General features: G+C 71.6%; 14 protein-coding genes, 1 tRNA gene and 1 pseudogene. 6 read left to right on the plus strand and 10 right to left on the minus strand.

The genetic code is table 11. From position 1 onward, the window contains the following. Positions 1 to 71: 71 nt before the first annotated feature. Positions 72 to 761 (minus strand): LPXTG cell wall anchor domain-containing protein, encoded by a 690-nt coding sequence (locus tag ACSU6L_RS21865; RefSeq protein ID WP_437059230.1) that lies wholly within the window; start codon positions 759 to 761, stop codon positions 72 to 74. A 189-nt stretch (positions 762 to 950) separates the two neighbouring features. Next, on the minus strand, positions 951 to 1,439 hold the full coding sequence (locus ACSU6L_RS21870; RefSeq protein ID WP_437059232.1) for a hypothetical protein: 489 nt from the start codon (positions 1,437 to 1,439) through the stop codon (positions 951 to 953). 158 nt (positions 1,440 to 1,597) lie between these two features. Here ACSU6L_RS21870 and ACSU6L_RS21875 point away from each other — a divergent pair, with 158 nt between their 5' ends. Next, positions 1,598 to 2,806: a hypothetical protein gene (locus ACSU6L_RS21875; RefSeq protein ID WP_437059234.1), complete on the plus strand. Its 1,209-nt coding sequence runs from the start codon at positions 1,598 to 1,600 to the stop codon at positions 2,804 to 2,806. Further along, positions 2,803 to 7,176: a caspase family protein gene (locus ACSU6L_RS21880; RefSeq protein ID WP_437059236.1), complete on the plus strand. Its 4,374-nt coding sequence runs from the start codon at positions 2,803 to 2,805 to the stop codon at positions 7,174 to 7,176. Before ACSU6L_RS21875 ends, ACSU6L_RS21880 begins: the two co-directional genes overlap by 4 nt. A 12-nt stretch (positions 7,177 to 7,188) precedes the next feature. On the opposite strand, the gene pth is transcribed toward ACSU6L_RS21880, so the two are convergent. The 6 genes and pseudogenes from pth to ACSU6L_RS21910 all read right to left on the minus strand — a co-directional run bounded on the left by pth (position 7,189) and on the right by ACSU6L_RS21910 (position 11,963). After that, the gene (gene pth, locus ACSU6L_RS21885; protein ID WP_073941402.1) at positions 7,189 to 7,791 is read right to left on the minus strand and encodes an aminoacyl-tRNA hydrolase; all 603 of its coding nucleotides are present in this window, start codon (positions 7,789 to 7,791) and stop codon (positions 7,189 to 7,191) included. An 83-nt stretch (positions 7,792 to 7,874) separates the two neighbouring features. Continuing rightward, positions 7,875 to 8,474, minus strand: a complete 600-nt coding sequence (locus ACSU6L_RS21890) for a 50S ribosomal protein L25/general stress protein Ctc (RefSeq protein WP_437059239.1) — start codon at positions 8,472 to 8,474, stop codon at positions 7,875 to 7,877. 191 nt (positions 8,475 to 8,665) lie between these two features. Further along, entirely contained in the window at positions 8,666 to 9,646 is a 981-nt protein-coding gene (locus ACSU6L_RS21895; RefSeq protein ID WP_073941400.1) for a ribose-phosphate diphosphokinase, read from the minus strand. Positions 9,647 to 9,782: 136 nt separating this feature from the next. Further along, a complete protein-coding gene (gene glmU / locus ACSU6L_RS21900; RefSeq protein ID WP_437059241.1) occupies positions 9,783 to 11,231 on the minus strand; it encodes a bifunctional UDP-N-acetylglucosamine diphosphorylase/glucosamine-1-phosphate N-acetyltransferase GlmU in 1,449 nt (482 codons plus the stop codon). Between the two features lie 108 nt (positions 11,232 to 11,339). Continuing rightward, positions 11,340 to 11,411, minus strand: a tRNA-Gln gene (locus tag ACSU6L_RS21905). A gap of 29 nt (positions 11,412 to 11,440) precedes the next feature. Further along, positions 11,441 to 11,963, minus strand: a pseudogene (locus ACSU6L_RS21910) (hypothetical protein). A 166-nt stretch (positions 11,964 to 12,129) separates the two neighbouring features. Here ACSU6L_RS21910 and ACSU6L_RS21915 point away from each other — a divergent pair. Further along, positions 12,130 to 13,446 carry a histidine kinase gene (locus ACSU6L_RS21915; RefSeq protein ID WP_437059243.1) on the plus strand — a complete coding sequence of 439 codons (1,317 nt, stop codon included), beginning with the start codon at positions 12,130 to 12,132 and terminating at the stop codon, positions 13,444 to 13,446. A 25-nt stretch (positions 13,447 to 13,471) separates the two neighbouring features. On the opposite strand, the gene ACSU6L_RS21920 is transcribed toward ACSU6L_RS21915, so the two are convergent. Both ACSU6L_RS21920 and ACSU6L_RS21925 read right to left on the minus strand, forming a co-directional pair. Then, positions 13,472 to 13,966, minus strand: coding sequence for an SUKH-3 domain-containing protein (locus ACSU6L_RS21920; RefSeq protein ID WP_437059245.1), 495 nt, complete (start codon positions 13,964 to 13,966; stop codon positions 13,472 to 13,474). A gap of 45 nt (positions 13,967 to 14,011) precedes the next feature. Further along, the gene (locus ACSU6L_RS21925; RefSeq protein WP_437059247.1) at positions 14,012 to 14,527 is read right to left on the minus strand and encodes a YwqJ-related putative deaminase; all 516 of its coding nucleotides are present in this window, start codon (positions 14,525 to 14,527) and stop codon (positions 14,012 to 14,014) included. Between the two features lie 407 nt (positions 14,528 to 14,934). Here ACSU6L_RS21925 and ACSU6L_RS21930 point away from each other — a divergent pair, with 407 nt between their 5' ends. The 3 genes from ACSU6L_RS21930 (at position 14,935) to ACSU6L_RS21940 (ending at position 19,972) form a co-directional block, all read left to right on the plus strand. After that, positions 14,935 to 15,918, plus strand: coding sequence for an SMI1/KNR4 family protein (locus tag ACSU6L_RS21930; RefSeq protein WP_437059249.1), 984 nt, complete (start codon positions 14,935 to 14,937; stop codon positions 15,916 to 15,918). A 7-nt stretch (positions 15,919 to 15,925) separates the two neighbouring features. Then, positions 15,926 to 18,886: an SUKH-4 family immunity protein gene (locus ACSU6L_RS21935; RefSeq protein WP_437059250.1), complete on the plus strand. Its 2,961-nt coding sequence runs from the start codon at positions 15,926 to 15,928 to the stop codon at positions 18,884 to 18,886. A gap of 195 nt (positions 18,887 to 19,081) precedes the next feature. Further along, on the plus strand, positions 19,082 to 19,972 hold the full coding sequence (locus ACSU6L_RS21940; RefSeq protein ID WP_437059252.1) for a cellulose-binding protein: 891 nt from the start codon (positions 19,082 to 19,084) through the stop codon (positions 19,970 to 19,972). Positions 19,973 to 19,983: the final 11 nt, after the last annotated feature.

The following is a 19,983-nucleotide window of genomic DNA, read 5'->3' on the forward strand; positions in this document are numbered from 1 at the left end:
GCGCCCCCGTCCTCGTACTCGCTCGCGACGTACGAGGCGGGGGCGCCGCCGTTCCGCGTCATGGGACCGGGTCAGCCCTGCCGGCCCGTCCGCCGCCGCAGCACCAGCCAGCCGCCCGCGGCGACCAGCGCGGCGGCGGCACCGGCCAGCAGACCGACCGGGGCGCTGCTGCCGGTCTCGGCGAGGTCACCTCCGCCGCCACCGCCCTGCGCGGACGGGGAGGAGGAGGCGGCCGGAACGGTCTCGCCGCCCTCGGACGTGCCCGGGGAGGCGCTGGGGGCCCCGGAGGCACCCGACGACGCGGACGGCGTGGCGGACGGCGTCGTACCGGGCTGATCGCCCCCGTCCTTCTCCTCGCAGTCCGTCCAGAAGACCTTGTGCTTCGCGGAGCCCTTCTCGCCGTCGAAGTTCCAGAACAGCTTGTAGTGACCGTCGGGCAGCGACAGGTCCTCCGTACGGCCGTGGCCCTCGGCGTCCAGGGCGAGCGAGCCGGACTTCACCGTCTCGCCCTTGACGCCGGCCGTCGGCGCCCAGGCCTCGATGTGCCAGTCGACCTGCTGACCGGCGTCGAAGCCGAAGGCGTCCAGGTAGAACGTGCAGACGTGCGGCTCGTTCTTGCGCAGCTCCTCGCCGGTGGCCGAGTCGTGGATCTTGACGGTGCCGTTGTCGCCGGCCGGCGGGGTGGCGTGGGCGGCGGGGGACAGGAGCAGCGCTGCCGCGGCGACGGCGGACACGGCGCCGGCGCGAGTAAGGGTTCGCATGAAGCAGTCCATCTTCGAGTGACGAACGGGGAAGATGTGGAGGGGGCGGCTCAGCTTCCGGCCTCGCGCGATGACGGAACAAGCACGAACCGGCAACGCTCGAACTCTCCACAGTGTGAAGAACGCCGATATCGGGTCGGAGTGTCGGCTGATGCGAAAATCGTTGCGCGACCCCGGGCCCGGACCGGCTCAGACGACCAGGAACGCCGCCGTGATCAGCGCCAGCCCCGACCCGCCCATCACCCACGCCACCCGCGTCCGGCTCAGCCCGCCCGCCACCACGACCGAGGCGAGCAGCAGCGCACCGCCGAGCGGCACCCAGGAATGGAGGACCCCGGCGGGCCCCGACCGCACCACCTCGTCACCGTCGGGCTTCAGGACGACCGTGTACGTCTGCCCCTCCCGCACGGCGGCCGACTCCTCGATGACCACCCGCTCACGCGGCCGCGCGCCCTGCGACAGCGGCGTGAACGGCCCGGCACAGGTGCCGTCGTCACACCGGTTCACCACGATCGTCCCGCTCTCACGCCCCTTGGTGAGCATCGTGTACTGGGCGGAACCCCACGAGGCCCACACACCGGCGATCAGGATCAGCGCCGTGAGCACACCCGTCGCCGCGGAACGACCGAACCGCAGCACGGCGTCCGCACCCTGACTGGAGACGACCGCAGAAGGCATGGCCGCGATCCTTGGCCATCGGTTTGCCGAAAGTCAACTTCGCTCGCTCGGGAACCGGGGACGGGGGAGCCCGACGTTCTTAAGGTGAACGGGAGACGAGGACGCGAAGCACGCGAGGGGGCGGCATGGCCGGGCTGCTGTTCGTTCACGGAACGGGTGTGAGACGCGCCGCGTACGACGAGACCGCGGACGAACTGCGCAAGGGCCTCGCGGACATCGACCCGGCCCTGCGCGTGCACGACTGCTACTGGGGCGACGTCTTCGGCGTCCCCTCGGGCACCGGCACCGCCACACTGCCCGGCGCACCGGCGGAACCGGTCCCGCCCGAGCCGTCCGGACACAAGCCGTCCAGGACCGAGCCGTCCAGGACCGACCCCTCCCGGAGCGAGCCGTCCGACGCGGAAGCGGAAGCCCTCGCCTGGGAACTGCTCTACGAAGACCCCCTGGCACCCCTGCGCCGCACCACCACGGAAACAGACGCACCCTACGACGAACCCCCCGACCCCGCCCTCGAAGCCACCGCCCGCGCCCTCGCCGCCACACCCCCCGCCGCACTGGCCGCACTCCTCGATGAAGCCGGCGTCCTCCGGGACTTCCCCGAGGCCGTCACCACCGTCCTCGACAGCCCCGTCGGCCGCGACGCCCTCGAACACGGAATGCCTCCTGGGCAACTGCCCACCGCCGTCGCGACCGCCGTCGTCGCCCACCTCCTCGTGGCCGTCGACCACCGGGGAGGAGTCCTGCGCTGGTCACCCGCCCGCCGTGACGAAGCCGTCCGCCTCATCGCCCGGGACCTGGGCGACGGCGACGCCCGCGGCGTCCTCGGCGGCACCTGGAAGGTGCTCGCCCCCCTCGGCGGCATGCGCTACCTCATGTGGAAACGCGCCGCCCTCATGGACCGCACCCACCCCCGAGCCGGCGACATCCTCAAATACCTGGCCCGTGGCGCCGCCCTGCGCCACCACATCAGACAGCGCGTCACCGAAGTCGCCGCAGAGCACGGCCCGATCGTCCTGCTCGCACACAGCCTGGGCGGCACAGCCGCCGTCGACCTCCTCGCCGAGCAGGAACTGCCCGCCGTACGCCACCTCGTCACCATCGGCTCCCAGGCCGCCCACCTCCACGAACTCGGCGCACTGCCCGCCCTCGACCCCGACGCCCCCCTGCCCGGGCATTTCCCGCGGTGGACCAACGTCTACGACCGGCGCGACCTGCTCGCCTTCCTCGCCGAACCCGTCTTCCCCCAGCGCGTCCAGGACATCGACCTCACCTCCGGCCAGCCGTTCAAGGCCTCCCACAGCGCCTACTTCCGCAACCCCGAAGTCCTCGGTCTCCTCGCCCGCATCGCCCGGGACGGCAGCGCGTGACCGAGATCCTGCCCGACGTCACGCCCGAGCGGACGTACGCCCTGCTCGTCGGGATCGAGCAGTACGACACCGGCCTGAAACCACTGCCCGGAGCCGCCGCCGACGCCCTCGGCCACGCCCAGTGGCTGATCGACAACGACGTACCGCCCGACCACATCCGGCTGTGCGTCTCCCCCCTGGACACCAACCGCGACCACGTCCGCCGAGCGGCCGACCGGCTCGGCATCAGCCACCACCACGCCGCCACCGAACGGGACATCCGGGAAGTCCTCGCACAGCACCTGCCGGCCGTGCCGCAGGCCGACCTGCTCTGGCTCACCTGGAGCGGCCACGGCCTGCTGCCACCCGACCAGAAAGGCGAACTCCTCCCCTTCGCCGACGGCCTGATGGCCATGTCCACCGACAGCCTGCGCGACTACCTCCTGCACAACCAGGCCTACGACCACATCGCCCGCAAGGTCCTCGTCTACGACGCCTGCCGCCTCACCGACCCCCGCCCCCACACCTACGGCTGGGTCACGTTCCCCGGCACCGCCCACAAACCCAGACGGCGAACCGAACTGCTCAGCCTGCACGCCACCCAGTCCGGCAGCGCCGCCTACAGCCACCCCGACGGCGGCGGCCTGTTCACCCGCGCCTTCCTCGCCAAACTCGACGCCGCGCCAGGGTGGCTGCCCGACCCGGCCGCCATCGCCCACTCACTCCGCGACGAACTCCAGGGCCAACGCCTCACCGCCGACACCGACCACTGGAGCGGCGCCCCCTTCCGCCCCACCCCGCCCGTCCACCGGCCCGACTCACTGCCCACCCACACCGAGGCCCTCACCCGGCTCGGCGCCAAAGGCAAGTTCCTCACCGACACCCGCCTGCCCTACCTCCCGCCCGACGCCCACCACGAGACCTCACCGGCCCGCATCCTCGCCCGGCTCACCAACCCCGCCGACTCCACCGGCTACCAGGACGCCCTGCGCGGCATCCTCCTCACCGGACCCGCCGGCACCGGCAAGACCCGCACCTGCCTCGAAGTCGCCCGGCACGCCCTCGACCGCGGCTGGCAGGTGTTCCACCCCCGGCAGGACGAGGGACTGCGCGCCGAACAACTCCTCGACAGCGTCCGGGAAGCCGTCGCACACCGGCGCGGCAGCCGCGTCCTCCTCGTCCTCGACTACCTCGACCGCTACCACAGCCTCGACCTGCGCGACCTCGCCACCCTCCTGCACGCCGAAGCCGAGGAAGGCCTGCACATCGCCTGCGTCGCCGCCGTCCGCCCCGGCGCCCGCAGAGACCTGGAGAGCCGCGGCTCACGCACCCTCTTCGCCGTCGTCGACCTCCGCACCGACGAGACCCGCCGGCAAACCCTCGCCCGGCACATCTTCCAGACCGTCGCCCCCAAAGCCTGGACCGCACTCGGCGACACCATGGCCGACCTGTGCACCACCCACCCCGTCCTCGCCCTGCTCCTCTCCCTCGAACTGGAACAACTCGCCGCGGACGGCACCCTCGACCCCGCCAACCCCGACGTCCCCCGCCCCGGCGCCCTCATCGACTGGTTCGACCGCCGCACCCGAGAGGACCTCGGCCCCGCCGACGACGTCGCCGAACGCCTCGCCGCCACCGCGGCCGCCCTCACCTGCGTCCACACCCGCGACGCCGTCGAGAAATCCGCCGACACCGTCCTGCGCGGCCGTCTCGCCACCACAGCCGACGGCACCACCGGCACCCTCGCGCGCACCGCCGTCAACGGCGCCAAAGTCGTCGCCCGCCTCAAGTCACACGGCTGGCTCCTCACCGCCGAGGACCCCGACAACCCCGACGCCGACCTCCTCGACACCATCCACGACATCGTCACCGACCTCTTCCTCGGCGAGACCTGCCTCCTGGACGGCTACACCCTCGACCCCGACCGGCCCGGCGAACTCCTCGACGCCCTCCACCCCGACCTGCGCACCCTGCGCAGAGCCGTCGGCCACCTCAACCGCTGGGGCACCGACCTCGAAGGCGACGCGGCCGACGAACTCGCCCGAGCCTGCTCCACCTGGCTCAGCACGCGCCAAGCCGACATCCTCACGCTGCTGCGCGCCACCCCCGACGAAGGCGCACGCACCCTCATCACGATGATCTCCGCCCTCCCCTGGCGCCGAGCCGTCGTCGACCACTGGCACACCGTCGTCACCCCCTGGCTCGCCGGAGCCGACCCCGCCCACATCCGCGCCTTCCTCACCGACGCCGCCCTCAACTCCGCAGCCGCCCCCGCCGCACTCCTGCAGGCCGCCCACGACTGGCTCACCCAGCACATCCCCGACGACCCCGACGCCGTCCACCTCATCAACGCCCTGGCCCACGCCGCCACCACAGGCCACCCCGACCACTACGAGCAGTACGTCGCCGGCCCCACCCGCGACTGGCTCCACCACCACGGCCTCACCCGCCAGGGCCGCATCCGCATCCACACCCTCCTGCGCCACACCGGCCACCGCTCCGACATCGTCACCCTCGCCGTGCACACCGCCGTCGAGGTCGCCCACCAATTCCGCCGGGAACTCGCCGACGAACGCCTCCTCAGCACCCTCCTGCGCGCCCCCTCCATCCCCGCCGACCACCGCCTCCGGCTCGCCGAAGCCACCCACGACTGGCTCGTCAGATACGCCGCCTACGAACAGGCCAACTACCTGCTGAGAGCAGCCCTCGACAGCCCGCAGCTCGCCGACACCACCCCCATCGCCACCTTCGCCCTCGAATGGCTCCACCACCACGGCGCCAAACCCATCGCCAGCTATGTCCTGCACAACCTGCTCAAGTCCCCATCCCTCTCCCCCCAACTCGCCCGCAGAGCAGTGGCAGCCGCTCACACCTGGCTCGCCGAAGAGAGAAACGCGTCGGCCGTCACGGCCTCATTCGTCCTGGCACCCCTGCTCTACAAGACCAACGTCGAGGCCGCCCCCGAATCCGGCGCCGCCAGCGCGACCGCCGCCCTCACCTGGCTCGAAGAACATCCCGACCTGCCCGAAGCCAGCTTCGTCCTCATCGATCTGCTGAGATACCAGGACCACGCCCCCACCGACCCCGACCGCGCCGACGTCACGAACACCGCCATCACCAAAGCCCTGGCCTGGCTCTCCTCACACGAGACCCCCTGGGAACGCCACCTCCTCCAGGCACTCCTCGCCCGCCAGCGCGAAATGACCCCCGAGCAACGGATCGAAGCTGTGCAGACGGCACTCGAACGCATGCGGAAGGTGCCCTTCACAGAGCTACGGGACAGCTACGTCTTCCGCCGGCTGCTCCCGATCAACGACCTCCCCGACGCCCTGATCGAAGAAGCCCTGCAGCGGGCACACGCCTGGCTACAGATCCACGCCGACCAGCCCCTGGCGTCCTTCGTCCTCTCCCCCTACCTGCTCCAGGCAGGCCTCACCAAGAACGAGAACGCCCTCAAAACCGGCGTCACCCAGGCCCTCCACTGGCTGGAAGCCCACGGCGACACCGCAGACGCCGCCTACGTGATCCAAAACCTCCGCAACGCCCGGCACACCGGCACAGACGACCACGAGCCATCGACCGTCACGCGCCTCTTCTGGGACCACGTCCTGCGCTGGGTCAAGGCCTTCCCCACAGACAGGAACGGGGCGAAATTCCTCGCCTACGCGGTCGGCCACCCCGAAGAGCTCGGTGACGACGGCCCGCGACATGCCCTCGACGCCGTACGCACATGGCTCGCCGCCCGGCACCGGACCCCGGAGACCGCCGCAGCGGAAAACCACGTCCTCAGCGCCCTGCTGACCGCTCTCACCCCAGGCACCGACGTGCGCGCCGAAGCCGCTCGATACGCCAGAGACAGACTCGACCTGGACAACCCGGCCCCAACCGACGACAAAGTGCTCCGCGTGCTCCTCCTCGAAGGAGTGATATCAGGGAACCCGGATCCCGAACTGGTACGAGCGACCCTCGACTGGCTGACCGCACACGGCCCCACCAAAACGGACAACCAGCTGCACTCGATCCTCCTCAAGCTGGAGAACCCGTCCGGCGACATCCAATCGACGATCATCGGGCAGGCCGTGAACTGGCTCATGTCAGCCCACGGCCTCCGCCAACCCGGAGCCCTGATCCTCGCGCACCTGATCACAACTCTCCGGAGCACCCCGCCCCCGCACCCGGACGTCATTCCCACAGCCCTGAACTGGCTTCGGCTCAACGGACATCTGGCAGCCGCCAAACACCTGCTGCGCGCCCTCGCCGACCACCCGCCCGCCGCCCCCCACCGCGACGAGATCGAAGCCCACGCCGCCCGCTGGCTCACACTCCATCCCGACGCCACCGACGACATCCGGACCTACCTCACGCCGTACCTCCCCGGCCGCGACCGGTAACGGCACCCGCCCCTACGAGTTGTACGTGCTCTGGGCCCGCTCCAACCCCTCGATCACCAGACACTCCACCGCGTCCGCCGCCCGGTCCACGAAGTAGTCCAGCTCCTTGCGCTCCGCCGAGGCGAAATCCTTCAGCACGAAATCCGCCACCTGCATCCGCCCCGGCGGCCGCCCGATCCCGAACCGCACCCGGTGATAGTCCGAACCCATCGCCTTCGTCATCGACTTCAGCCCGTTGTGCCCGTTGTCACCACCACCCAGCTTCAGCCGCAGCGTCCCGTAGTCGATGTCCAGCTCGTCGTGCACCGCCACGATGTTCGCCACCGGAACCTTGTAGAAGTCCCGCAGCGCGTTCACCGGACCACCCGACAGATTCATGTACGACATCGGCTTCGCCAGAATCACCCGCCGGTTCGCCGGCCCCGGCGGACCGATCCGGCCCTCCACCACCTGCGCCTGCGCCTTGCCCGCCCGCTTGAACCTGCCCCCGATCCGCTCCGCCAGCAGATCGGCCACCATGAAACCGACGTTGTGCCGGTTCATCGCGTACTCCGGCCCCGGATTCCCCAGCCCCACGACCAGCCAGGGCGCACCCGCATCCGTCGTCACGTCCATGTCTCCTTAGATACGCGCCAGCCGCTGCCCCCACGGAGAAACCCCCGGGGAACAGCGGCTGACGAAAACGACGACGCTGAGGATCAGGCCTCGGCGGCCTCTTCGCCACCCTCGGTGGCCTCCTCGCCCGCGGCCTCCTCGGCCTGCGCGGCCAGGACCTGCAGCACGACAGCGTCCTCCTCGACGGCCAGAGTCACGCCGTTCGGCAGCGCGATGTCCTTGGCGTGGATCGAGGCACCGGCCTCCAGACCCTCGACCGAGACGGTCAGCTGCTCCGGGATGTGCGTGGCCTCGGCCTCGACCGGAAGCGCGTTCAGCACGTGCTCCAGCAGGTTGCCACCGGCGGCCAGCTCGCCCTCGGCGACGACCGGAATCTCGACCGTGACCTTCTCGCCACGCTTGACCAGCAGCAGGTCGACGTGCTCCAGGAAGCCCTTCAGCGGGTCACGCTGCACGGCCTTCGGGATCGCCAGCTCCTGGGACTTGCCGTCGATGTCCAGCGAGATCAGGACGTTCGGCGTACGCAGCGCCAGCAGCAGGTCGTGACCCGGGAAGGTCAGGTGCAGCGGGTCGGAGCCGTGGCCGTACAGCACACCCGGGACCTTGTGGTCACGGCGGATACGGCGGGCAGCGCCCTTGCCGAACTCGGTACGGGTCTCGGCGGTGAGCTTCACCTCGGACATGATGATCACTCCTCGTAGAAAGCGGAACGGACGGGGTCACCCGGCCACGAACGGCCTGCTACGAAGAGCGCGTCGATAACGGACCGCCGCACACACGGGTGCGGCCTCCCTCGCCGAGCAACTGCAACAGAATACTCGGCGAGGAAGGCCACAGAAAAATCGATCAAGCAGAAGCGGAAAGCCCGAAAGGCCTACTGCTCGTCGAACAGGCTCGTCACCGAACCGTCCTCGAACACCTCACGCACCGCACGGGCGATCGTCGGCGCGATCGACAGCACCGTCAGCTTGTCCAGGTCCTGGCTCAGCTCACCCGGCGTCGGCAGCGTGTTCGTGAACACGAACTCGCTCACCCGGGAGTTCTTCAGCCGGTCCGCCGCCGGACCCGACAGCACACCGTGCGTCGCCGTCACGATGACATCCTCCGCACCGTGCGCGAACAGCGCGTCCGCCGCGGCACAGATCGTGCCACCCGTGTCGATCATGTCGTCGACCAGCACGCACACCCGGCCCTTGACCTCACCCACGACCTCGTGGACGGTCACCTGGTTCGCCACGTCCTTGTCACGCCGCTTGTGCACGATCGCCAGCGGCGCGCCCAGCCGGTCACACCAGCGGTCCGCGACCCGAACCCGGCCCGCGTCCGGCGAGACCACCGTCAGCTTCTCCCGGTCCACCTTCTTGCCCACGTAGTCCGCCAGCAGCGGCAGCGCGAACAGGTGGTCCACCGGACCGTCGAAGAAGCCCTGGATCTGGTCCGTGTGCAGATCCACCGTCAGGATGCGATCCGCACCCGCCGTCTTCATCAGGTCCGCGATCAGACGCGCCGAGATCGGTTCACGACCCCGGTGCTTCTTGTCCTGCCGCGCGTAACCGTAGAACGGCACGATCACCGTGATGGAGCGGGCCGACGCGCGCTTCAGCGCGTCGATCATGATCAGCTGCTCCATGATCCACTTGTTGATCGGAGCCGTGTGGCTCTGGATCAGGAAGCAGTCCGCGCCACGCGCCGACTCCTGATAACGCACATAGATCTCGCCATTGGCGAAGTCGAAGGCCTTCGTCGGGACAACCCCGACACCCAGCTGGTGGGCGACCTCCTCGGCAAGCTCGGGGTGGGCGCGGCCGGAGAAGAACATCATCTTCTTCTCGCCGGTCGTCTTGATCCCGGTCACAGCACTTTCTCCTCAGAGGTGTCTCAGCTGGGTGTCGGCACGACGTCTCGGCAGCCGGGCGAGAGCGTCGTCTCAGCTGGTGGGGTGCGGATGTGCACTTATCACGGTACGCCGTCCCAGACGCACCTGTTTCCGGTCAGCCTTCGCCATCCGGCTTCCGGGACGCCGCCTCGGCCGCCTTCGCCGCCGCGCTCCCCGGACGCTTACGAGCCACCCAGCCCTCGATATTCCGCTGCTGACCACGGGCCACGGCCAGCGAGCCGGGCGGCACATCCTTCGTGATCACAGAGCCGGCGGCCGTGTAGGCGCCGTCCCCGATCGTGACAGGCGCCACAAACATGTTGTCCGAACCGGTACGGCAGTGCGAACCCACGGTCGTGTGGTGCTTCTCCTGACCGTCGTAGTTCACGAACACACTCGCCGCACCGATGTTGCTGTACTCGCCGATCGTCGCGTCACCGACATACGACAGGTGAGGCACCTTCGTCCCCTCACCGATCGACGCGTTCTTCGTCTCGACGTACGTCCCGATCTTGCCCTTCCGCCCGAGACGCGTCCCCGGACGCAGATACGCGAACGGCCCCACGGTCGCCTCCGCGCCGACGGTCGCCCCCTCGGCCACGGTGTTGTCCACCCGCGCCCCCGCGCCCACCCTGGTGTCCTTCAGCCGGCTGTTCGGACCGACCTCGCAGCCCTCGGCCAGACGCGTGGTGCCCTGCAGCTGGGTGCCCGGGTGGACGATCACGTCCTGCTCGAAGGTGACGGTGACGTCGACCCACGTCGTCGCCGGGTCCACCACGGTCACCCCGGCGAGCATCGCGTCGTTCAGCAGCCGCTCGTTGAGGATCCGACGGGCCTCGGCGAGCTGCACACGGTTGTTGATCCCGGCGATCTCCCGGTGATCCGCGGCCACCGACGCGCCGACTCGGTGCCCCGCCTCGCGCAGGATCCCGAGGACGTCGGTCAGATACTCCTCGCCCTGGCTGTTGTTCGTACGGACCTTCCCCAGCGCCTGCGCGAGCAGCCGCCCGTCGAAGGCGAACACACCGGAGTTGATCTCCCGGATGACGCGCTGCGTCTCCGTCGCGTCCTTGTGCTCGACGATCGCGGTGACGGCGCCGGTGGCCTCGTCCCGGATGATCCGGCCGTAGCCGGTCGCGTCCGGCACCTCCGCGGTGAGCACGGTGACGGCGTTGCCGTCGGCGGCGTGGGCGGCCGTGAGCTGCCTCAGCGTGTCGGCGGTCAGCAGCGGGGTGTCGCCGCAGACCACGACCACGGTCCCGTCGGGGCCGCCGCCCAGCTCCTCCAGGGCCATCCGCACGGCGTGCCCGGTCCCCTTCTGCCGGTCCTGCACGGCGGTACGGACGCCGGGCGCGACGGCGCCCAGGTGCTCGGTGACCTGCTCCCGCGCGTGCCCGACCACGACGACCAGGTTCTCCGGCTCCAACACACCGGCGGCGGCCAGCACATGGCCGACGAGACTGCGGCCGCAGATCTCGTGCAGGACCTTCGGTGTGGCCGACTTCATACGGGTGCCCTCACCCGCTGCGAGAACGACGACGGCTGCCGGGCGAATGGCGCTCACGGGATGCCCTTCGGCTGGGGAGGGGGTGTGGACAACCGCAGGATACCGGGGGGGTTCTGGGGGGACATGAGAGCGGGCCCTGACGCAGCTGTCAGGGCCCACAAGGAGCTCCCCTGCCAGGACTCGAACCTGGAACAAATCATCCAAAGTGACCCGTGTTGCCAATTACACCACAGGGGAGTGTATAGACGGCCAAAACGGACACTTTGCTAGTCCGTCGAGGTCGCGGCACCTACTATGCCGTACCACCAGCCTTCAATGCGACGGTACAACTCGGCTCCTTGCAGGACTCGAATGACGAGGCGGCCGTGATAAGCCTCGCCGACGTTTTTGCGGACTGTCTTCGGGTTGTGCTTCTTGAGGGTTGTGCGCTGCAGCGCAGTCGCTCGCGATCCACTCCGAGCAAGTCGAGCCAGGCCGGATGGACCTGGATCCCCTGCGTGTCGCTGTTGACGAAGATGACTGCTTCGCGGCGGCTGTACGACTTGCTCTTTTGTCCCTCGGCCCAGTAAAGCGCGACGCCGGCCGTGGATAGCGGAGGTCGTCCTTCGCGCGGGGGCGCTTCGGCCATGCCGGCGGCGGCTCGCCCTTCACCAGTTGGTTGAGCAGGTCGTTGTTGAAGATCTTCAGTTCGTCGCGGATCCGCCGGAGGCTGTAGCCCCGGCGGCGCAGGGTGATCGCCTGTTCGTGGAGGGTCTCGATGTCGGCGTACTTGCCTTTGGAATGTGCCACCTGCATGCCGTCCGGCCGGAATGGTGTGTTCCGGGGTCGAACGGGTCTGGTTCAGCAGTTCGAGGGATTCCGGGTGGTTTCGCTGTTATTCGATTACGGAGTGTGGTGTAGGCCAGTCGTGGAAACTCGCCGGAAAAGCGCAGCCCGCCGCCCGTAGGCTGGAGACATGACCACGACGGGGGATGACCACACGGAGGCCCGTTCGGGGCCGTGGTGGTGGGAGAGACGGCGTGGCGCGGTGCTCGACTGGAGCCTCGCGCTGGTGTCCGCGCTGGAGTGCGGGGTGGAGGGGTATCCCTTCGCGCAGGACGCGGGGATTCCGACGGCGGCGGGGGTCGTCTTCGGGGTGGTGGCCGGTTCGACGCTGCTGTTGCGTCGTATGTGGCCGGTCGCGGTGGTGCTGGTGTCGATCGCGATCTCGCCGGCGCAGATGGGTCTGCTGCTGACGGTGGTGGGCCTGTACACGATGGCCGCGTCGGAGCTGCCGCGTCGGATCATCGCCGCGCTGGCGGGCATGTCGCTGGTGGGGACGCTGGTGGTGACGTTCGTGCGGGCGCGGCAGGACATGACGCACGGGGAGATCGGGCTGAGTTTCGGGGACTGGTTCGTCCCGTTCATCTCGATCACGGCGTCGCTGGGGGTGACGGCGCCGCCGTTGCTGCTGGGGTTGTACGTGGGTGCGCGGCGGCGGCTCATGGAGAGTCTGCGGGAGCGGGCGGACAGTCTGGAGCGGGAGCTTCAGCTGCTCGCGGAGCGGGCGGAGGAGCGGGCCGAGTGGGCGCGCAACGAGGAGCGGACGCGAATCGCGCGCGAGATGCATGACGTCGTCGCGCATCGGGTGAGTCTGATGGTGGTGCATGCGGCGGCGCTGCAGGCGGTGGCGCGGAAGGATCCGGAGAAGGCGGTGAAGAACGCCGCGCTGGTGGGGGACATGGGGCGGCAGGCACTGACGGAGTTGCGGGAGATGCTGGGCGTGCTGCGGACCGGTGACGGTGCGGGGCGCGGTGAGCGGGCGTCGGTGCCGTTGGCGGCGGTGGGTGCGGCGGCGGCCGCGGCGGCGTCGCGGGCCGCTGTCGAGACGGGGGAGGGCCCCTGTCTGTCGGAGCTGGACGAGTTGGTGGGGCAGTCGGCGGCGGCGGGGATGGTCGTGGATCTGTCGGTGGAGGGGGAGGCGCGGGGGTATGCGCCGGAGGTGGAGCAAACGGCGTACCGGGTGGTGCAGGAGGCGTTGACGAACGTTCACAAGCACGCGGCCGGGGCGAAGACGTATGTGCGGTTGGCGCATCGGGTGTCGGAGATCGCGATGCAGGTGGAGAACGAGCCGCCGCCGGAGGTGGGGTCGGCGTCGTCGGCGCGGTTGCCGTCGGGGGGCAATGGCCTGGTGGGGATGAAGGAGCGGGTCGTGGGTCTGGGCGGGGTGTTCGTGTCGGGGCCGACGGACGCGGGAGGTTTTCGGGTGTCGGCGGTGATACCGGCGTCGTAGGGCGTCCCGGTGGGTGGCTGGGGCGTCAGCCGGCGGTGAGGCGTACGGGTTCGAGGCCTGCGACGAGCGTGGTGAGGGCGTGGTCGATGTCGGGGCCGAGGTACCAGTCGCCGGTGTGGTCGATGGCGTAGACGCGGCCTTCGGTGTCGATGGCGAGGAGGGCCTGGGTGTCGGTTTCGGCGCCGAGGGGGCTGATCTCGGTGCCGAGGGCGCGGCCGAGGTCGCCGAGGGTGCGGGCCATGTGCAGGCCGTGCAGGGGGTCGAGGTGGAGGGCGGCGGGGGCGAGCTGGCGGCCGGGGCCGGTGGGGTTGATGTGGAGGCCGCCGAACTCGGCCCAGGCTTCGACGGCGGCGGGGAAGACGGCGTGCCGGTGGCCGTTGGGTGAGGTGTGTTCGCGGAGGGCGTCGGCCCAGATCTCGGCTTGTTTGATGTCCCAGCGTCCGGGTTGCCAGCCGGCGGCGCGCAGGGCGGCGTCGACGGGGACGGAGAAGCGGGTGGTGGAGGTGCGGTCGGCGTGCATCTGCCCTCGTTCGTGGTGCGGTGTCGTTCCGGGGGTCGTCGCCGGTCAGTCGTCGGTTGCCGTGGGGTCGACGACGCGGACGCCGAAGTGGGCGCTGAGGGCGGTGCAGGCGCGGCAGGGGGCGGCGAAGCTGCCGTGCAGGGGGTCGCCGGCCTCGCGGATGCGGCGGGCGGTGAGTTTGGCCTGTTTGAGTGCTTTGCGGGCTTCGCCGTTGGTCATGGGTTTGCGTGCGGCGCGTTTGCTGCGGGCGGCGTCGGCGGCGGCGAGGTGGCGTGAGATGAGGATGGTTTCGGCGCAGCGGCCGGTGAACCGGTCGCGTTGGGCGCTGGTGAGGGTGTCGAGGAAGTCCTGGACGAGGGGGTGGAGGGCGGGGGGCTGGTCGGCGCGGGCGGCGGTGCCGGTGAGGGTGGCGCCGCGTACGGAAAGGGCGGCGGCGACGGTGGGGAGTATGCCGTCACGGCGGTGACGCAGGGTGGGGGCCTGGCGGTCGTCGGTGGCGCTCCAGCCGACGCGGGGGTCGCCGGAGGCGCTGATGTGCGGTCCTGTTTGCGTCGCGTTCATGGTCGTGTTTCCCCTCCCAGGTGTCCCCCGGCGGACACAGAGTGCCAAATGCCCTGGCTGGTGTGGAAGCTGGGGCGGCGCGACACGCACGGTCGGGGGTGGGTTGTCACGTGGTGGTGACGTGGTGGTGACGGTGTGTCAGGGGTTGGGTGGGGGTGGGGTGCGGGTGTGGTCGCGGGTGTGGTGGTGGTCCGGCGGGGTGTGGAAGGTGTCCGTCCGGTGGTGTGGGGTGCCGTGACCGGCGCCGGTGACCGGTTTCGCCGTACCGCATAGGCTGTCGGCACCGCGCCGCGCGCGGTTCGGTGTGCCGGAGCGACGGGTGCGCCGGAGCAGAGAAGTCGATACGGGGCGTAGTGGCCGGAGTCGGTCGTTACGGGTCGTACAGAGTGCCGCAGGGGGCAACCGCCATGACGACAGGTCGGCTCGGGCAGCAAGCCGCGCCGCCGAACGCGGCCTACGCCGGGCAGGTCGTGCATTTCCCGGATCCGGTCCGGGCGGCCCGTCACCCGAGAGGGGTGCGGGTGGACGAGCACGGCTACCCCGACTTCTCGCCCTATGCGCGGGCGGCCGCGGAGATCGCGGATCCGCCGGAGGGCTTCGGTGTCGACGAGTTGCGGCTGACGGACTATGTGTCGGCGAACGCGGCGCTGTCGGCGACGGGGCACGAGTTGTGGGACACGGTGCCGGCGGTGGCGACGCCGCACGGCTGGACGTGGCATCACGTGGCGGGGACGCGGCGGCTGGAGCTGGTGCCGGTCGAGGTGAAGGCGTTGCTGCGGCATCACGGCGGTATCGCGACGGCGGCGGTGGACCAGGGCAAGCGGGGCACGCGGCCGTTGCAGGAGACGCGTCCGGCGCACTTCGGGCTGCCGAAGTCGGGTGTGGCGGTGAGTGAGGCGCAGGTGCTGGGGGTCGAGGAGGATCTGGGGTACCGGCTGCCTGGCGCCTACCGTTCCTTCCTGAAGGCCGCGGGTGGCTGCGCGCCGGTGGGGACCGCGCTGGACGCGGAGCTGGGGCTGCTGATCGACCAGCCGTTCTTCACGGTGCGGGACGAGGCGGCGGTCAACGACCTCGTGTACGTCAACAAGTGTCTGCGGGACCATCTGACCAAGGACTATCTGGGTGTCGGGTTCGTGCAGGGCGGTCTGCTCGCGGTGAAGGTGAAGGGTGAGCGGATCGGGTCGGTGTGGTTCTGCGCGTACGACGACGCGCGGGACGTGGATCCGGCGATGCCGCCCGCCGAGCGGGTGGAGCGGCTGCTGCTGCCCTGCGGGGACGACTTCGACGTGTTCCTGTCCCGGCTCGCGGGCAGTCCGCCGGAGCTGGAGACGGTGGCGAATCTGATGGTGGACGGCGGGTTCGCGCGGTCCGTGCCGGTGTGGGGGGAGTGAGCTGACGATGGTGACGTTCGCGCAGGCGCAGGAGCGCGCGGAGGAGTGGGTCAACGGTGACGTGCCGTCGTACCAGCATCGTGAGGTGCGGGTGCGGGAGTTCGAGCTGGGGTTCGTGGTGTGGGCCGAGGACCGCGCCGACGGGCCGCGGTCGGACGGGGGCGCGCAGCGGCTGGTGATCGCCCGGGACAGCGGGGAGGCCACGTTGTGGCCGTCGCTGCCGGTGGGTGAGGTGATCCGCCGGTACGAGGAGGAGTACGGGCGTGAGGAGGCGGCCGGCGAACCGGTGTCGGCGCCTGCGGCTCGGGTCGATCTGAATCAGACGTCGTTCTTGCTGACTCCGCCGGAGTGGTTGCAGGACGCAGCGGACAAGTTGGGCATTCCGGATCGGCGGGCTGGTCGTGACGGGGCGTCGGAGGATGCGGCGCCTGCGGACGCGGTGCCTGCGGGTGCCGTGCCTGCGGACGCCGTGCCCGCGGACGCCGTGCCCGCCGGGCCTGCGGACGCCGCGCCTGTGGACGCCCGCCCCGCGGATGTGGCGCCCGGCCCGGTGGCTCCGGCCGCCCGGGCGGCGCTGCCGGAGACGCAGGCCGGGATTCCGGCCGGTGCGCCGACGCCGGGTGCGCCGGGTGCGCCGGGTGCGCCGGGTGCGCCGGGCGTGCCGGGTGTGGTGCCGGGTGCGCCCGCGGGGGCGACTCCCTGGGCCGGGACCGACACCAACGCGGACGCCGGTGAGGACCGTTCGGTGCCGCTGCCGGAGACGGTGTTCGCACCGCCGCTGAGTGGCGCCGACGACGAGACGCCGCCGCCGGTGGTGGTGCCGGACGCGAAGACGGCGCTGATGTCGGGGGGCAGCCAGCTTCCGCCCACGGCGATCGCGCCGGCGCTGGATCCCCATGCGCAGGGCCCGCTGGGTGGCGGACCGGGGGCGCATGGTGGGCCGGATGCGCCGGGCGCGCCGGGTGCGCCGGGCGCTCCTGGGGTGCCGGGCGCTCCTGGGGTGCCCGGTGCGCCGGGTGCGGGGATGCAGGGTGCGCCGGGTACGCCGCCGCCGCCTCCGTCCGTGCCGCCCGCGCCGCACGGCAACACGCCGCCGCACGGAAGCACGCCGCCCCCCGCCCCGCACGGAAGCACTCCGCCTCCGGTGCCGCCGGGCAGCACGCCGCCCCCCGCGCCGCACGGGAGCACTCCGCCGCCCGCGCCGCACGGCAACACGCCGCCGCACGGAAGCACCCCGCCTCCCGCTCCGCCGGGCAGCACTCCGCCGCCCGCGCCCTCCTACGGCTACCCCCAGGCCGGCGGCGCCCAGCCGCACGCGCCGAACGCCGGTGACATCGCCGACGCCGCCACCAGCAAGGCGGCGCCGCCGCCGCGTCGCGGCGGGGCCGGAGGTGCGACGCCGCCGCCTCCGCCGGGAGCACCGGGGGTGCCCGGCGTACGTCCGGGCGGCACGCCCCCGCCGCCCGGTGCCCCTGGTACGCCGGGTGCGCCGGCGGGCGGTGCCTACGTGCCCACCCAGCTGGTGTCGGCCCTCGGTCCCGACGGCCCTGAGGGCCCCGGCGGGCCGCAGCCTCCTGCCGCGCCGAACCCGCCGGGTGCCCCCGGCACGCCTCCGGGCGGTGTCCACCATGCCGCCACGATGCTGGCCGACCCGTCGCAGATGGGGCCCGGCGCGCCGCAGCCTCCGGGTCCTCCGGGTGTCCCGGGCGCACCCCAGCCGCCCGGCGCTCCGGGTGCCCCGCGCACTCCCGTGTCCCCCGGCGCGCCGCAGCCTCCGGGCGCCCCGGGCACGCCCGGGGCGCGGGGTGCCGTGCACCACGCCGAGACCATGCTGGCCGCGCCTCCGGTGGGCGGCCCGGGCGCGCCTCCGCCGCCGGCTCCCGGTGTCCCCGGCGCTCCCGGCGTCCCGGGCGCCCCTCAGCCGATGCCGCCCGCGCCGGGACAGCCCGTCCCCGGTGCGCAGCCCCCGGCCTACGGCTATCCGCCGCAGGGGCAGCCGACGGTCGGACCGGGCTACCAGGCCGTGTTGCGCTACCGCGCCCAGGACGGTTCGGAGCAGCAGCTGATCCGGCGTTCCGCGCCGGGCACCCCGCACCCCGAGTGGCAGATCTTCCACGAGCTGCGGGCGATGAACGTGCCGCCGGACCAGGTGCTGGAGCTGCACACCGAGCTGGAGTCGTGCGAGCTGCCGGGTGCCTACTGCGCGCGGATGATCCGGGAGCAGTGGCCGCAGGCGAGGATCACGAGCATCGCGCCGTACGGCACGGATCACGCGAGCCGGCAGCAGGGCATGCAGCAGCTGCTGGCCCACCAGGGCGAGCTGCACCAGGTCGCGGACGGTCCTGCGCGCCCGGCGCCGGTGCGCGCGCCGCTGCCGCCGGTGCAGCCGGTGCCGCCGATTCCGCCGGAGGGTGTGGCGCAGGAGCTGGCGGGGGCGTTCGGGCCGGGGATCTTCCGGTTCGAGCAGGCCGCGGTGTCCCGGCAGGGGGTGCCGCCGATCGTGGCGCACACCCTGGTGGTGGCCGGTCTGCCGCTGGACATGGGGCCGTTCTTCTGGGCGCAGGCCCAGCCGGGGCGCCCGGTGCCGACGCTGGCGGAGCTGGCGCAGGAGCGTGGTGTGCAGCCCGCTCCGGACGCGGGTTCGTACCTGGTGATGGGCAGCGACTTCGGCAGGGCGATCTGTGTGCAGTACGGGACGGCGAACATCGTCGCCGTTCCGGTGGAGGCCGGGCCGGGCGGTGTGCCGGTGCCGCCGCAGTTCGTGAACACCGGTCTGCCGGAGTTCGTGCGCTGCCTGGCGCTGCTGGGCCGGATGTGGCGGCTGCGGTTCGGGCTGAACCAGGAGCAGGCGGGGCGCTGGACGGTCGATTTCCAGGCGCAGCTGGCCGCTCTCGACCCGGCGGCGCTCGGCTCGCCGGAGAGCTGGTGGTCGGTGCTGCTGGAGCAGATGTGGGACGGACTGCTGTGACTTCCCTCTGACGGAACGCGGGGAAAGGGCCTGGCCCGGTCGTGGACGACCGGGCCAGGCCCTTTTGTGGGTACGGTGCGCGCGGAGTGTCGCGTTATGTGCACTTCCTGCCGATCCATCAAGATGTGCGCGAAACGTAAATGGAAATCGTTCGTTCGTACGTCGTTTCGTGTGGTCGGTGGAGAGGGGTCCCGGATGAGCAGCGCATCGGTGTCACCACATGGGTTCGTGCCCGTCCGGGGGCGCGGTTACCGCCCCGAGCAGGTCGACGCGTTCGCCACGGCGCTCTGCCTGGACCGTGACGCCGCCTGGGAGCGGGCCGCCCGGCTCACCGTGCTCGCCAAGGAGATGCAGGCGGAGGCGGACCTGATGCGGGAGACCGTCGCCCAGTTGGCGCCGCAGACGTACGAGGCGCTGGGGGAGCGGGCGAGGCGGCTGTTCCACCTCGGGATGGAGGAGGCGGCGGCCGTGCGTGAGCGGGCGCGGCGCGAGGCGCACGAGCGGGTCGCGCGGGCGGAGGAGGACGCCCTGAACCTGCGTCAGAAGGCGCAGGACGACGCCGAGGTGCTCCGCGCGGAAGCCGAGGACCGCGCCCGGCACCGGCTGCTCGCGGCGCGCGCCGAGGCCGACGAGATCCGTGTCGCGGCCCGGCGCGAGGTCAAGGAGAGCCGTACGGAGGCGGTCGCCGCCCTGCGTGAGATGCGCCGGCGGACCGCCGGGCTCCTCGCGGACCAGGAGAGGGAGTTCGCCGATCGGTGGGCGGCCGCCGAGCGTGAGGCCGCGCAGAGCGCCGCCGCGGTGGACGCCTGCCACGCCGAACTGGTCGCACGCGCGGAGGCCGCGCTGAGCGAGGCCAAGGAGGCCTTCGCCGACGCCGAGCGGTCCGTCCGGAGCCGGCAGGAGGAGGCACACGCGCGTGCCGCCGAGATCGTCGCCGACGCGCGCCTGCGGGAGGAGAGCATCGCGCGGGAGACCGAGCGGGTGCTGCGGGAGCACGGGGAGCGCTGGGACGACGTACAGGCGCACATCGACCAGGTGCGCAGCAGCCTGGCGGCGCTCACGGGCGGGCGCGCTCCGGCAGAGTGAGTTCCGCTCGC

Source organism: Streptomyces sp. enrichment culture (assembly GCF_964272855.1).
Classification (GTDB): domain Bacteria; phylum Actinomycetota; class Actinomycetes; order Streptomycetales; family Streptomycetaceae; genus Streptomyces.

What these genes read in the sequence shown, in the direction of transcription:
- ACSU6L_RS21865 (WP_437059230.1), bottom strand. Translation starts at nt 761, where the DNA reads ATGCGAACCCTTACTCGCGCCGGCGCCGTGTCCGCCGTCGCCGCGGCA.
- ACSU6L_RS21870 (WP_437059232.1), bottom strand. Translation starts at nt 1,439, where the DNA reads ATGCCTTCTGCGGTCGTCTCCAGTCAGGGTGCGGACGCCGTGCTGCGG.
- pth (WP_073941402.1), bottom strand. Translation starts at nt 7,791, where the DNA reads ATGGACGTGACGACGGATGCGGGTGCGCCCTGGCTGGTCGTGGGGCTG.
- ACSU6L_RS21890 (WP_437059239.1), bottom strand. Translation starts at nt 8,474, where the DNA reads ATGTCCGAGGTGAAGCTCACCGCCGAGACCCGTACCGAGTTCGGCAAG.
- ACSU6L_RS21915 (WP_437059243.1), top strand. Translation starts at nt 12,130, where the DNA reads ATGACCACGACGGGGGATGACCACACGGAGGCCCGTTCGGGGCCGTGG.
- ACSU6L_RS21920 (WP_437059245.1), bottom strand. Translation starts at nt 13,966, where the DNA reads ATGCACGCCGACCGCACCTCCACCACCCGCTTCTCCGTCCCCGTCGAC.
- ACSU6L_RS21925 (WP_437059247.1), bottom strand. Translation starts at nt 14,527, where the DNA reads ATGAACGCGACGCAAACAGGACCGCACATCAGCGCCTCCGGCGACCCC.
- ACSU6L_RS21930 (WP_437059249.1), top strand. Translation starts at nt 14,935, where the DNA reads ATGACGACAGGTCGGCTCGGGCAGCAAGCCGCGCCGCCGAACGCGGCC.
- ACSU6L_RS21935 (WP_437059250.1), top strand. Translation starts at nt 15,926, where the DNA reads ATGGTGACGTTCGCGCAGGCGCAGGAGCGCGCGGAGGAGTGGGTCAAC.
- ACSU6L_RS21940 (WP_437059252.1), top strand. Translation starts at nt 19,082, where the DNA reads ATGAGCAGCGCATCGGTGTCACCACATGGGTTCGTGCCCGTCCGGGGG.